The organism is Mesobacillus maritimus (assembly GCF_044803185.1).
GTDB classification, from domain to species: Bacteria; Bacillota; Bacilli; order Bacillales; family Cytobacillaceae; genus Mesobacillus_B; species Mesobacillus_B maritimus_B.
Window position 1 is genome coordinate 5,049,188 of the sequence record NZ_CP085225.1, and the last position, 12,841, is coordinate 5,062,028.

Sequence of the window (12,841 nt, forward strand, 5' to 3'; positions counted from 1 at the left end):
ACTTTTCTTGGTCTTAAATGAACTTTAATGAATTGTTTAAATAAGGGGAGTTTTTCCCTTTAAGGCAAAATAAAATGGTCCATTTTCATGTTTTTTGAGTAAATAGGGGGGATTTTTCCCTCTTTTTACTCTATTTTTCGTATTATTTCCTCGATAAGGGGAATTTCTCCCCTTATTTTAGTAGCTTATTTGCTGGCAATTCTTGTCGAATTGGAAATCACTAACCGGTGCTGATCTTGGAATAAAAAATGCTTGGAGCATATATATGACTCCAAGCATTTTTCTTTTCTGATTTACTTGCCAAATTGCTTATAAATATTGGTGCGAATTACTATACGAAAAGCAATGTTAATTCATATTTTGTACTTCAAAACAGAACCCGTTACCTGCTTAGGGAACTTTTCTTTACCTTTCAATTACAACTTCATCGCCTTCTACTTCTCTTTCGTAAGAAAGCTGGAATATCAAGAGAATCCTCTTGCAAACCTTGTTGTTGGACATATTCTCCTGTTTCAGGGTAGCCACTGGTTTCACGTTGGTATTGGTTTTGGTTTTGATTTACCTGTACTTGCTGACTCCGATTTTGCGCTACCCCTTCATTTAATGGGCTCTGTACTGTTTTTAACGATGGTTCTTCTCCATTATTGAATCCAGTCGCTATCACCGTAACCATAATTTCTTTGGTTAATTTTTCATTGATGACAGATCCAAAGATCATATTTAACTGATCGTCCGTCGCGGATGCAACAATATCTGCTGCCTCCTGTACCTCAAATAGACTTAGGTTCGTGCCACCCGTGATATTCATTAATACCCCTTGAGCTCCATCGATAGATGTTTCAAGTAACGGACTGGAAATCGCCATCTTTGCCGCTGCAACAGCGCGACCTTCACCTGAAGCAACTCCTATGCCCATTAACGCCGTTCCTTTATTAGACATAATGGTTTTCACGTCAGCAAAATCAAGGTTAATCAACCCTGGTACGGCAATTAAATCGGAAATACCCTGAACCCCCTGGCGAAGCACACTATCAGCCTCACGGAAAGCTTCGAGCATTGGTGTTCTCTTGTCCACGATTTGCAATAAACGCTCGTTAGGGATAATGATTAGCGTGTTAACAGCCTTTTTCATCTCCTCAATTCCCGAAGCAGCGTTGACCGCACGCTTCCGTCCTTCGAATGCGAATGGCCGCGTGACCACCCCAATGGTCAGAGCACCAAGTTCACGAGCGATATGAGCGATCGCAGGTGCAGCCCCCGTTCCCGTACCACCGCCCATTCCAGCGGTCACGAACACCATGTCTGCGCCTTGTAATAATTCTTGGAGCTGTGACCTGCTTTCCTCGACAGCCTTCCGACCAATCTCAGGATTTGCACCTGCTCCTAGTCCTCTTGTTAAGGTTTCACCAATCTGCATCGTCACATCTGCCTTTGATAGATTTAGCGCTTGGGCGTCTGTGTTGACCGCAATAAATTCGACCCCCTGAACCCCATCATCAATCATTCGGTTAACGGCATTGTTCCCACCGCCACCAACTCCAATTACCTTTATCTTTGCAAACTGATCTATGTTCGTTTCGAATTCTAGCATATTAGTTCCTCCCCCATTCATTTCTATCCCTGAAACTCTCTCATTTTATCTACGTGTCTATTATATAAACCAATTCGCCATAAAAAGGAGATTTTCTCTTATTCCAATTGATTTTTAATTTTTGTAATATTGTTGTAATAAAATGCTCTCTAATCAGAAGGGAGTTTTCCCTTTCCTCTGATTTTTCATAAAAGGGATGAAGTAATTTGTTTAAAAAGTACTTAAGATTTAAATGGATCCTATCACCATTATACATGTTTTTAGGGCTTGGTTTTATCATTGGGTTTATGCTAACTGCTGAAAAAGATGCTAGGCTTTCTTCTTTTAATGGACATATTACCTAAGTAAATGGGCATCTGGGCATAAAAAAAGCAAAGGAGCATCCCCTTGCTTTCTGAGCACTATTTATTTTCTGAATCAGAGGAACCATCCTTTTGGCTTTCTTCCGGTGCGTCTGGAGCAGACGGACTGTCCACATGCTTCACTTCTGGAAAATTGACATGGATGTTGTCGCCTCTGGTTTTGGTAGCATAAGACTTTAGCAGTTCTCCAATATCAATCCCCGTCATTTCTTTCAATGGTTCTTGCATATCGACCATCGTTTTGGTAATACTTCTTCCGTAAGAAGGGATCCCTTGGCCATTGCCAGAATCAATGATTTTGACAGAGTCGATATTATTAAGCGGCTGGGCAATCTTTTCAGCAAAGACAGGCAGCATTTCGATTAGCTTCTCGGTGATGATGACATCGCCATGTTTTTCCATCGCTTCTGCTAATAGTTTACGAGCTTCTGCTTCGGCTTTACCGCGCTCACGAATAACATCGGCTTCCGCAGAACCTTCCTCTCTGCGAATTTTCGCTTTTGCTTCCCCATCGATTTGCGCTTTCCGAGCTTCTGCCTCCGCTTTACGTGTCGTTTCATAATATTCGGCGTCCGCTTTGGTTTTACGAACCTTGCTTTCCTCTTCCTCTAACTTAACCGCACGTTCGCGTTCTAAGAATTTAAGACGTAATTCCTCTTCTTTTACTTCCTTTGCAAGCTTTGCTCTTTCTAGCTCATAAGACTGCTCTGATTTCGCGCGAGCACGTTCTGTTTCTTCCATAAAAGCAGCATCCTGTAGATCCTTTTCTTTTTTAGATTCGGCGACAGAAATTTGACGCTTATATTCTTCCTCTTTTGCTTCTTGCTCATTTTTAGCTCGGTGAATACGAGTTTCACGCTCACTATTGGCTTCAGCGATTTCCGCTTGCTTGCGAACTTCAGCAATCCTTGGACGACCAAGGTTCTCTAAGTAACCATTTTCTTCATCAGCATCACGAATATCCGTAAGACCTAAGGACGTAATTTTAAAGCCCATTAAATCTAATTGCTTTTGCGCAATTTCCGAGACATCATGATTAAATTTCTCACGATCACTATTTATATCCTCAACCGTCATCTTTGAAAGAATTGCACGAAGGTTACTTCCGAGGACTTCAATGATTTCATCTTCAATCTCATTTTGTTTTTTCCCTAAAAACTGTTCAGCGTAGTTAGCAATTCCATTTAATGTATCGGCAACCTTGACCATTGCCACCGCATCCGCGACAATCGGCACTCCACCGTTTGTATAAACTCTTGGCGTCGATAACTTCAATTGAAACGAGGTAAGATTAACAGGCGTTGAGGTTTGAAATCGTCTTAGAAGATATCCGCCACCTCGGATGATTTTCATTGAACGTCCCTCTGAATCTGTAAAGATATTAGTCTCTTTTTCAGGATCACCTAACTTAGGACCAGTGATAATCAACGCTTCATTTGACTTCGCAGTCCGATAACGAATACGCACCCAAAAGAAATACCCGATACCCGCAAGCGCAGCAACAATTAAAATCGGAATTAAAATAAAAATAACACTAAGAAATCCTGCCATTCTCTCTATTCCCCCTAAGTATTTTGGGACAGAGGGACAGGTTCATCGTCCCACTAGTGGCCGAGAAGCGACATGGTTTCCCGTCCCTCTGCCCCACTAAATATTTTCTTACTTTCGTTACTATATAACTAGTTATAATAGTTAATACGATTACAGTAACATAAAGTTCCATAAAATTCTAATTAGTGTAAATTTGTTAATCAATTGGGGCTGGCACCTTGTCCCAAATTACGTGTTGTGAAGGAAACCCACCACGAATGGCGAATAAATATTATAGGAGAAAATTTAATTTGATTCTTATTTGGAATTAGACAGAGAATTTCTAAGGGGTGATATAAAAATGGGCTCATCAACTAGTAGTTTTCTCTACCTTCCATATGCCGAAAAATTGGCAGACATCAAAAAAGCAGGCATAGACTTGGATGTTGTTGAAAGAATTGTGGTAAAAAAGAAAACTAATGAAGAAGTAGCGTTTAAACAAACAATGAATTTTATTGAAGATACTTCATGTCGCGGATGTGGGGGAAAAGTAGAATCTCTGGACGTAGTCGTCCTCGATTCAGTCTTCTATCTATGGCATAATCGCTGTTATCAAGAAACCGGGGAACACGCAAAAGAAGTCGGTACCTACAACGAGGTGTCCAGTAGGTTTGGAGTTTTCAGAAGAGGGACAGAGGGACAGGTACATTGTCTCACTGCAACCAAACGGGACATGGTGCCTGTCCCTCTGTCCCACTCACCTTAGATGGCTTTCAAGCAGCTCCTTAATAATGGCATTTAAATCCCGGGCTTTCTGGTTTTTTAGCCATTCTACTTGATTAATAGGGAGATTTAATTTCAATGTGACTTTTTCATTTGGCATTTCTACTTTTCTAATGTCTTCTAATGTAATACCTGTTTCAATATCGGGAAATTCGGAGTCGCTTTCGCTGACAATATCGAGACCCGAATACTCGTCTGGGTCTTCGATATCACAGAATAAATTGAGTTGGGGAAGCCCACCTGGCACTGTTTTTAGATGCATGATGGAGCTTATAATTCTACCATCTTCCAATTCCACCTCAATGATAAGTTGCTCCTCAGTTTTATACCGGTTGACCACCACTTCGCTCACGATGACATCCAGCTGCAAAGTGTAACACATACTAGATTCAAAGATATAAATCGCGCTATTAAAAATATAAATGCTCTCGCCGTCGACTTTTACTGATCTAACGCTAACCAAGTTCCTTCCCCCCTTCGCTGTCTCTTTTATAGGTAAGTTGCTCAGTTCCATTTCTCTTTCCGAAACTTATTCTTTCTATTTATTATAAAGATTTCCCCATTTTAGTAAAACATTTTTGAAACGATTGCCCTCCACACACTTTTTACTATTTAAACACATAAAAAAACATAGGGAAGCTCCAAGATACTAGAACTGCCCTATGTTCTTTTACTATTCTAAAGGGAGGCTAGTTTCCACTCCACTTTGAACGATGACGACGTTGTCCACTTCTTGGGATCCTGCTTTATCAAGTTCAAAGACAAATGTTCTTGGTGTTGCATCATCAGTGCATGCACCTTTTGGTTCCGACAAACGTACTGTTAAAGTCTTTTTATCGGCGCTTATGTCACTAGATTGTACCTCGTAGGGACAACTACCAGATTCTTGAACTCCTATGAACAAAACTTCCTTCTCATTCAAGTTTACTTTCGGCAATCGACTTGTAAATTCAAAAAGGCTCCAGGTTTCTTCAAATGCGGACTGACTGCTGGCCTTCTTCACCAAATACTGAAAGAAGGGAGCTGTTTCCCTCTCGAATGCAATTTCATGAAAATTAGCTGGTAAACTTTTTTCACTAGCGATCAATTTTGACTCAGTTTCATCTTTGTCATAATTGCAACCGAAAAGGAATAAGGACGAGAATATAAACAGTGGAAGGAATGAGTGAAGTATTTTCATTCCATATCCCTCCTTTCTATATAGATTAGTAGTACTCTTTTAAAATCTAACCTAGTTTTTTATCCCAGCTAGGAAGCGTTTGCCAACAATGGAAATAACCTAGTAAAACCGGACTAGCGATGATAAAATGAAGCTTTTAAGCCATTAACACCATTGGAGGAATCCATCATGACAACTGTCCAAAACTTACCCGAATACGCTATGGTTGATTCAAATCTGCTTAGCGGAGCAGACAAAGGAATGACCGCTGACCTTGAACATGCACTGAAAACCTTTGTTGAAAAAAGAGACATCGTTGTTCCATTTTTAACTCCTGAAAACATTTCAAAATTGAAAGCGCTTGATTTAAATATTCTCTTCGACTACACAGCCATACGCGCTGCGGGAAGAGAATCCAAGTACATTCATAAAGAATATAAAGTGTTTCTTATCCAGTTACCTATCAACTAGGTTTCTTATATAAAGAGCTTTTTCCAAATGAATTTATGGGAAATGTGATAATGAAGAAAATGAGCCAAATTAGAACAAAAGACCTTCAATTCGAAACGAAAGTATTAGATAGCTTTGTAAAAGAGGCCATTAAACAGGTCAAGATTCCTATAGTAAATACAGAAGAAAGCGACCGCGTTTATCCTTGGAATCCTGCCGTCATCGAGCTGTTCCTCCAAGACTTGGTCTATCTAGGTAACTTGTATTCTAAGACCTTCGATTAGTTAGCAAAATAAACTAGCGGGACGGTTCTTTTGCTTGCCTAAAAAGGAAGCGGAGAATCGTCCCTTTGTTTGTTCGAGCCTAGTCTCTTGCCTATGAACATTTTGGGCTTCATGGCGACTGGTTTTCCTTGATTCCCATCATTTTGGGCTTCATGAACTCTTCATGGTGACCGTTCTGACTTGTTACTCATCATTTTGGGCTTCATGAAGGCTTCATGGTGACCATTCTTCCTTGCTTTCCATCATTTTGGGCTTCATGAAAGTTTCATGGTGACCGTTCTTCCTTGCTTTCCATCATTTTGGGCTTCATGAACTCTTCATGGTGACCGTTCTTCCTTGCTTCCCATCATTTTGGGCTTCATGAAAGTTTCATGGTGACCGTTCTTCCTTGCTTTCCATCATTTTGGGCTTCATGAACTCTTCATGGTGACCGTTCTTCCTTGCTTCCCATCATTTTGGGCTTCATGAAGGCTTCATGGTGACCGTTCTTCCTTGCTTCCCATCATTTTGGGCTTCATGAAGGCTTCATGGTGACCGTTTTTCCTTACTTTCCATCATTTTGGGCTTCATGAAGGCTTCATGGTGACCGTTCTTCCTTGCTTCCCATCATTTTGGGCTTCATGAAGGCTTCATGGTGACCGTTCTTCCTTGCTTCCCATCATTTTGGGCTTCATGAAAGTTTCATAGCGATCGATTGTTTTTCCTGCCGCGTCTTCAGTCAGGTAACTTTGATTTTTACCAATGTTTGCTTTCGAAAGAAATCACTAGAATACATCCCTTAATTTCTATTCCACCGTAAACTCCTTTGTTGCCTTATACTTTTGCCCATCCATTGGTGTCAACCAGGCAGACAGCACATAGTCGCCCTTTTGCAATTCTAGGTCATGAAGGTCTATTTCGTAGGTTAATGATTCTCCTTGCTTAACGTTCTCCTCCCCAATAACCTGTAGGAATGACGCAACACTGGAAAATAGGAAAATCTCCTTGCCATCCTTAGTTTGGACAGAATAATCAAATCTCTGGGAGCTTGAGAACTCAAGCTTCATTTCCTCCTCGGTTTGATTTTTCACTTCATACTGAAACACAAACGGACTTTTCTCTGTTAAACTAGCTTCCATTTCTCCTGCCACAATCCCACTTCCTTCTGCTTCTACCTTAGTGTCTGGTTCATTGCTTAGTGACTCACCCTTAGTCCCACAGCCCGCAACCAAAATACCTAGGAGCAAAACCAACCAAAGTTTTCTCATTATTTAACCCCATTTCTGGTAATATTATTTTTTATTTATATCTTTCATTATATATGTCGTGATTGGCTCGTAAACGTTTCATCCAAAACATGGAGATTACTCAAAATCCTTCCCATGCCCTGCGGATTGCTGCCCAAATAAAAAAGAGGACCCATCCTAAAATATAACGGGTTCTCTTTGAGGTGCGAAAGGCCAAAAAGCAGGGCAACCATAATGGAATTTGCCCTGCTCTTATCGTTATTTCAGTTTTCCTTCTTTGACACTTAACAATAATAGCGGGAAAAATTACGCTTAATTAGCAAATAGCATGAAAAATAGCCTAAATAAGGGGAGAGATTCCCTTTACTAACCCGAAAAACGGGGGAATGAGGGCTTTTTACTTTGTATAACGGGAAAATCTCCCCTTATCGTGATATGTGTTAAAGAGAACCCGTTCATCCTAAAATAAAATGAATCCTCTAAGTTTTTATCCCAAGTGCTTGCGTTGATACTCCGCAATGCTTTCATACTCAGTTTGGAATAATCTTGAAAGCCTAATATAAATCGGTAACAACTCTTCATAAATTTTCGCATGGTCTTCATTTGGTTCATGCTTATGTGTTGCTCCGACCATCTCAGAAACAACCGTTAAATCGTCAATTTCTCCCAATGCATATAATCCGAGAATAACAGCACCGAGACAAGAGCTTTCATAGCTTTCAGGAACAATTACTTCTTGATTAAAAATATCCGCCATTAGCTGTCGCCATAATTCCGAACGCGCGAAGCCGCCTGTTGCTTGAATACGCTTCGGTTCGCCAGTTAATTCCTCTAGCGCCAATAAAACCGTATATAAATTATAAACGACACCCTCTAAAACGGACCGAATCATATGCTCTTTTTTATGATGCATCCCTAGACCAAAGAACGATCCACGAGCATTTGCATCCCAAAGCGGCGCGCGCTCCCCAGCCATATAAGGATGGAAAATCAGGCCGTCCGCACCAGGGTTCACTCCTGAAGCAATTCGCGTTAACACATCATAAGGATCAATTCCTAGACGTTTCGCTGTTTCGACTTCAGAGGCAGCAAACTCATCTCGTACCCAACGGAAAATCATTCCGCCATTATTGACCGGTCCCCCGACGACCCAATGATTTTCAGTTAAGGCATAGCAGAAAATCCGACCTTTAGGATCAGTGACCGGTTTATCCGTAACGGTTCTAATCGCACCACTTGTTCCAATCGTGACCGCGACAACACCTGGCTCAATAGCATTCACGCCAAGATTCGAAAGCACGCCATCACTAGCACCCACGACAAATGGAGTATTTTCATCAAGTCCTGTTAAACGATGGAACTCTTCTTTTAGACCTTTTAGCATAAAAGTAGTCGGTACTGGCTTTGAAAGTTTATCTTCTGTTATTCCCGCAAGCTCCAATGCTGGAGTGTCCCATGCTAAGTCATGTATGTTAAACATCCCGGTTGCTGAGGCAATCGAATGATCGATAACATACTCGCCAAATAACTTAAAGAAAACATACTCCTTAATAGAAATAAACTTTGCTGTTTGCTCAAACAAATCGCTTTGCTCATTTTTTAACCAAACCAATTTGGAAAGCGGGGACATTGGATGAATCGGCGTACCTGTACGCAAATAAATCTCATGACCATTCCACTCATGCTTAATTTTCTCTGCCCATTTCGCACTGCGGTTATCCGCCCAGGTGATGCTGTTTGTCAGTGGATTTCCCTCTGTATCCACCGCAATCACACTGTGCATCGCTGAGCTGAAAGAAACACATGCAATATCCGTGGATTGCAACCCACTCTTTTTCATACAACCATCAATACTGTTCAAAACCGCCTGAAAGATTTCCTCTGGATCTTGTTCGGCCGTCGAAGGGTTCGGGGTGTGTAAAGGATATCCAACCGAATGGTGGGCAACCACTTTCCCTTTTTTCGTAAACAGAACTGCTTTGGTACTTGTTGTACCAATATCGACACCAATTAAATGACTCATGATAATACCTCCTGAAACATGACGAGAGGAAGCGGCTATAACCTCGCCCCCTCCGTCTATCTGTAACTTTTTTTTTAAAATAAGTGTTAGCTAATAAAGAATCCGATTACAAAGACTACCGCGAATCCGACCAAGGCAATCAACGTCTCCATGACTGTCCAGGATTTTAACGTATCCTTCACATCTAAACCGAAGTAACGGTTCACTAACCAGAATCCGGAATCATTCACGTGAGAGAAGATGGTCGCACCGGCAGCAATCGAGATAACAATCAGTCCCAATACCGGACCTTCCATTCCTAGTGTTTCAATTAATGGCGTAATTAATCCAGCGGCTGTCACCATCGCAACCGTTGCCGAACCTTGAGCAACACGAACAACTGTTGAAATTAAGAAAGCTAAAAGGATTGGTGGCAGTGCAGAAGAGGCCATCATTTCTCCTAAAACTTCCCCAACACCAGAATCAATCAATACTTGCTTGAATACACCACCGGCACCTGTTACTAAAATAATAATCCCAGCAGGCTCTAAAGCTTTTGTTGCAATTTCTTGGACTTCCTGACGTGTATATCCTCGTCTTGTTCCAAGGAAATAGAACGTAAGCAAAGTAGCCAATGTTAATGCTACGAATGGATGTCCCATAAAGGTGAAAAACGAACGAATTCCATTTCCTTCTTCTAAAACCGCACCTGAAACCGTATTTAAAAGAATCAAGACAAGTGGAACGAAAATGATGCTCGCAATCATCGCAAAGCTTGGCAATTCTCGATCATACTCTTTTTCTTCAACGAGCATATAGTCTGGAGTCGTTACATGAATCTTTTTCGCAATATACTTACCAAAGATTGGTCCTGCGACAATCGCAGCTGGAATACCTGCCGCGAAACCGAATAAAATAACCCAACCTAGCTCCGCTCCAATTAATTCTGCTACAGCCATTGGTCCTGGAGTTGGCGGAATAAAGCTGTGCGTAACCGCTAGACCAGCCAATAACGGAATTCCGTAGTAAAGCAAAGACTTCCCTGTTTTCTTAGCCAAACCGTAAACAATCGGGACAAGTATAATAAAACCAACATCAAAGAATACTGGAATCGCAACAATAAAACCTGTAATCACAAGTGCCCACTGCGCACGTTCCTGACCAAATTTCTTCACTAATGTTTGCGCCAATCGCTCGGCTCCACCGGAAACCTCAAGCATGCGACCAAACATTGCCCCTAAACCAACAACAACCGCCACGAACCCGAGGGTTCCTCCCATTCCGTTTTGCATCGATGTAATAACGCCATTGAGCGGCATCCCCGCTGCAATTCCGACAAGCAAACTGACTAGCAACAAAGCTACAAAAGCATGAAGTTTTGTACGAATAACCAAGAATAATAATAAGAAGATACCCGCTAATGCTACTAAAATTAATGTCGAAGCTGACATGTTATTTCCCCCTTGTTTCTAAACGCTTTCATTTTTTTACTTTTATAGGGACCTAGACAGGTCCTTATAAAAGATCTATAAACTATTTCTTTTCAACAGCATGGCCGCCGAATTCATTTCTCAATGCGGCAACTACTTTTCCAGAGAACGTATCCTGTTCAAGTGAACGGTAGCGCATCATTAAGGACATCGTGATAACAGGTGCAGCCGCTTGAAGGTCAAGAGCTGTTTCAACTGTCCATTTCCCTTCTCCTGATGAATGCATAACACCTTTTAACTCATCAAGTTTTGCATCTTTAGAGAATGCACTCTCCGTTAGCTCCATTAACCATGAGCGAATAACAGAGCCATTGTTCCATACTCTCGCTACTTTTTCGTAATCAAAATCAAATGAGCTTTTCTCGAGGATATCAAATCCCTCTGCAATTGCTTGCATCATTCCGTATTCGACGCCGTTATGTACCATTTTCAAGAAATGGCCACTTCCACTTTTACCAGCATACAAATACCCATTATCAACGGTAATGTCTTTAAAGAGGGGCTCAATCACTTTAAATACTTCCTCGTCGCCACCAATCATGGTGCAGGCGCCATTGCGTGCCCCTTCCATTCCACCGCTTGTCCCGCAGTCAAAGAAATAAATTCCTTTTTCCGCTAACTGTTCTGCGCGGCGGACCGATTCTTTATAGTTGGAATTTCCCCCATCTATTAAAATATCGCCAGCTTCAAGTAGCCCTGCAGTTTCATTGATGACACCTTCAGTAATCTCTCCAGCTGGGACCATCAACCAGATAACTCGTGGTTTCGGTAGAGTCTGAACAAGTGCTTCAATCGAAGAAACACCGTTAATGCCTTCAGCCTGAATTTTTTCGACTGAGGTATTGTCCTTATCAAAAGCCGTAACTGTATGGTTATGTTCTTTGAGATTAAGAGCTAAATTGAAGCCCATTTTTCCCAAACCTATCATTCCAATATGCATGAATATCCTCCTTGGAGAAGAATTTTTTTTCTTAGCAAGTCTTATTATACAAAATATTTTTCTTTACGCAACCGTTTTCAAAAAAATTATTTTCATTTATACTATATTTATATAAAATTATTTTCATAGGGAGGGTTGAATCATGAGCCATGATAACCTTTATTGTTTAGCTCGTATTAAAACCCATTACGCCAAGTTTAGTGATAAAGAAAAAATGATTGCTGATTATATAGTAGAAAATCCTGATAAGATTGTTCATACCTCGATTAACCAGTTTGCTGAAGATCTAGGCATTGCTGATTCAACCGTTTTTCGTTTCTGCAAGCGAATAGGTTTTAAAGGCTATCAAGCAATGAAAATCGCTTTAGCTTCCGAAATTGTCACGCCAATCAAAGATATTCACGAAACTATTAATGAAGAAGACGATATTCGGACCGTTTCAGAAAAGGTTTTCCGGACCAATATCAAAACACTGGAAGATACCTTGCAACTCCTAGGTGGCGGCGGGTTTGAAAAAGCAGTCGATGCCCTTATTAAGGCAAACCGAGTGGAGTTTTTCGGAAGTGGTGGCTCTGGAATCATTGCCATGGATGCGTATCATAAATTTATTCGTACTGGGATTCCGGTTCTTTTTAATAGTGATTCCCATATCCAGCTCATGTCGGCTTCCCAACTTACTGAGAATGACGTCGCAGTCCTTATCTCTCATTCAGGCACGACAAAGGATATCATCCATGTGCTTAGAATTTTAAAAGAAAATGGTGTCAAAACAATCGGGATTACGAACTTTGCGAAATCACCATTAAGTGAAAAAGTCGACATCGCCCTTTATACCGTAGCCGAGGAAACCGACTATCGTTCCGAAGCCCTTTCCTCCCGGATTGCGCAACTAAGCATCATCGACTCTCTTTATGTCAATGTTATGATTGCCAGAAAAGAAGCAAGCAAGGAAAGCCTGCATAAAATGCGAAACGCTATTTCGGTCAAGAGGATTTAGGAGCAACAAAAGTCTTCTTAAAACAAA

Annotated in this window: 13 protein-coding genes; 5 read left to right on the forward strand and 8 right to left on the reverse strand. The window is 41.1% G+C overall.

Annotated elements, in window-relative coordinates; all coding sequences use genetic code 11:
* Nucleotides 1-424 precede the first annotated feature (424 nt).
* Nucleotides 425-1,591 carry a cell division protein FtsZ gene (gene ftsZ, locus LG336_RS24405; RefSeq protein WP_404330068.1) on the reverse strand — a complete coding sequence of 389 codons (1,167 nt, stop codon included), beginning with the start codon at nucleotides 1,589-1,591 and terminating at the stop codon, nucleotides 425-427.
* 206 nt (nucleotides 1,592-1,797) lie between these two features.
* Here ftsZ and LG336_RS24410 point away from each other — a divergent pair, with 206 nt between their 5' ends.
* On the forward strand, nucleotides 1,798-1,935 hold the full coding sequence (locus LG336_RS24410; RefSeq protein WP_404330069.1) for a hypothetical protein: 138 nt from the start codon (nucleotides 1,798-1,800) through the stop codon (nucleotides 1,933-1,935).
* A 57-nt stretch (nucleotides 1,936-1,992) separates the two neighbouring features.
* On the opposite strand, the gene LG336_RS24415 is transcribed toward LG336_RS24410, so the two are convergent.
* Nucleotides 1,993-3,504 carry a flotillin family protein gene (locus LG336_RS24415; RefSeq protein WP_404330070.1) on the reverse strand — a complete coding sequence of 504 codons (1,512 nt, stop codon included), beginning with the start codon at nucleotides 3,502-3,504 and terminating at the stop codon, nucleotides 1,993-1,995.
* Nucleotides 3,505-3,844: 340 nt separating this feature from the next.
* On the opposite strand from LG336_RS24415, the gene LG336_RS24420 reads away from it, so the two are divergent.
* On the forward strand, nucleotides 3,845-4,249 hold the full coding sequence (locus LG336_RS24420; RefSeq protein ID WP_404330071.1) for a hypothetical protein: 405 nt from the start codon (nucleotides 3,845-3,847) through the stop codon (nucleotides 4,247-4,249).
* Here LG336_RS24420 and LG336_RS24425 read toward each other — a convergent pair.
* Together LG336_RS24425 and LG336_RS24430 are read right to left on the reverse strand one after the other, a co-directional pair.
* Entirely contained in the window at nucleotides 4,241-4,729 is a 489-nt protein-coding gene (locus LG336_RS24425) for a hypothetical protein (protein WP_404330072.1), read from the reverse strand. The two genes, LG336_RS24420 and LG336_RS24425, sit on opposite strands and share 9 nt — an antisense overlap.
* Nucleotides 4,730-4,939: 210 nt before the next feature.
* A complete protein-coding gene (locus LG336_RS24430; protein ID WP_404330073.1) occupies nucleotides 4,940-5,446 on the reverse strand; it encodes a hypothetical protein in 507 nt (168 codons plus the stop codon).
* Between the two features lie 168 nt (nucleotides 5,447-5,614).
* Here LG336_RS24430 and LG336_RS24435 point away from each other — a divergent pair, with 168 nt between their 5' ends.
* Both LG336_RS24435 and LG336_RS24440 read left to right on the forward strand, forming a co-directional pair.
* The gene (locus LG336_RS24435; protein ID WP_404330074.1) at nucleotides 5,615-5,896 is read left to right on the forward strand and encodes a hypothetical protein; all 282 of its coding nucleotides are present in this window, start codon (nucleotides 5,615-5,617) and stop codon (nucleotides 5,894-5,896) included.
* 50 nt (nucleotides 5,897-5,946) lie between these two features.
* Nucleotides 5,947-6,159 (forward strand): hypothetical protein, encoded by a 213-nt coding sequence (locus LG336_RS24440; protein WP_404330075.1) that lies wholly within the window; start codon nucleotides 5,947-5,949, stop codon nucleotides 6,157-6,159.
* A 785-nt stretch (nucleotides 6,160-6,944) separates the two neighbouring features.
* Here the strand turns inward: LG336_RS24440 and LG336_RS24445 are convergent.
* From LG336_RS24445 to gnd, 4 genes are all read right to left on the reverse strand, one after another.
* Nucleotides 6,945-7,406, reverse strand: coding sequence for a BsuPI-related putative proteinase inhibitor (locus tag LG336_RS24445; protein ID WP_404330076.1), 462 nt, complete (start codon nucleotides 7,404-7,406; stop codon nucleotides 6,945-6,947).
* A 466-nt stretch (nucleotides 7,407-7,872) separates the two neighbouring features.
* Nucleotides 7,873-9,408: a gluconokinase gene (gene gntK / locus LG336_RS24450; protein ID WP_404330077.1), complete on the reverse strand. Its 1,536-nt coding sequence runs from the start codon at nucleotides 9,406-9,408 to the stop codon at nucleotides 7,873-7,875.
* 86 nt (nucleotides 9,409-9,494) lie between these two features.
* Nucleotides 9,495-10,838, reverse strand: a complete 1,344-nt coding sequence (locus LG336_RS24455) for a gluconate:H+ symporter (protein ID WP_404330078.1) — start codon at nucleotides 10,836-10,838, stop codon at nucleotides 9,495-9,497.
* An 82-nt stretch (nucleotides 10,839-10,920) separates the two neighbouring features.
* Complete coding sequence (gnd, locus tag LG336_RS24460; protein WP_404330079.1) at nucleotides 10,921-11,817, reverse strand: phosphogluconate dehydrogenase (NAD(+)-dependent, decarboxylating); 897 nt, start codon at nucleotides 11,815-11,817, stop codon at nucleotides 10,921-10,923.
* Between the two features lie 142 nt (nucleotides 11,818-11,959).
* Between gnd and LG336_RS24465 the strand changes: the two genes are divergently transcribed.
* The gene (locus tag LG336_RS24465; protein WP_404330080.1) at nucleotides 11,960-12,814 is read left to right on the forward strand and encodes a MurR/RpiR family transcriptional regulator; all 855 of its coding nucleotides are present in this window, start codon (nucleotides 11,960-11,962) and stop codon (nucleotides 12,812-12,814) included.
* Nucleotides 12,815-12,841 lie beyond the last annotated feature (27 nt).

Bases quoted from the DNA above. Each gene is read 5' to 3' on its own strand.
- ftsZ (WP_404330068.1), bottom strand. From the start codon at position 1,591: ATGCTAGAATTCGAAACGAACATAGATCAGTTTGCAAAGATAAAGGTA.
- LG336_RS24415 (WP_404330070.1), bottom strand. From the start codon at position 3,504: ATGGCAGGATTTCTTAGTGTTATTTTTATTTTAATTCCGATTTTAATT.
- LG336_RS24420 (WP_404330071.1), top strand. From the start codon at position 3,845: ATGGGCTCATCAACTAGTAGTTTTCTCTACCTTCCATATGCCGAAAAA.
- LG336_RS24430 (WP_404330073.1), bottom strand. From the start codon at position 5,446: ATGAAAATACTTCACTCATTCCTTCCACTGTTTATATTCTCGTCCTTA.
- LG336_RS24435 (WP_404330074.1), top strand. From the start codon at position 5,615: ATGACAACTGTCCAAAACTTACCCGAATACGCTATGGTTGATTCAAAT.
- LG336_RS24440 (WP_404330075.1), top strand. From the start codon at position 5,947: ATGAAGAAAATGAGCCAAATTAGAACAAAAGACCTTCAATTCGAAACG.
- LG336_RS24445 (WP_404330076.1), bottom strand. From the start codon at position 7,406: ATGAGAAAACTTTGGTTGGTTTTGCTCCTAGGTATTTTGGTTGCGGGC.
- gntK (WP_404330077.1), bottom strand. From the start codon at position 9,408: ATGAGTCATTTAATTGGTGTCGATATTGGTACAACAAGTACCAAAGCA.
- LG336_RS24455 (WP_404330078.1), bottom strand. From the start codon at position 10,838: ATGTCAGCTTCGACATTAATTTTAGTAGCATTAGCGGGTATCTTCTTA.
- gnd (WP_404330079.1), bottom strand. From the start codon at position 11,817: ATGCATATTGGAATGATAGGTTTGGGAAAAATGGGCTTCAATTTAGCT.
- LG336_RS24465 (WP_404330080.1), top strand. From the start codon at position 11,960: ATGAGCCATGATAACCTTTATTGTTTAGCTCGTATTAAAACCCATTAC.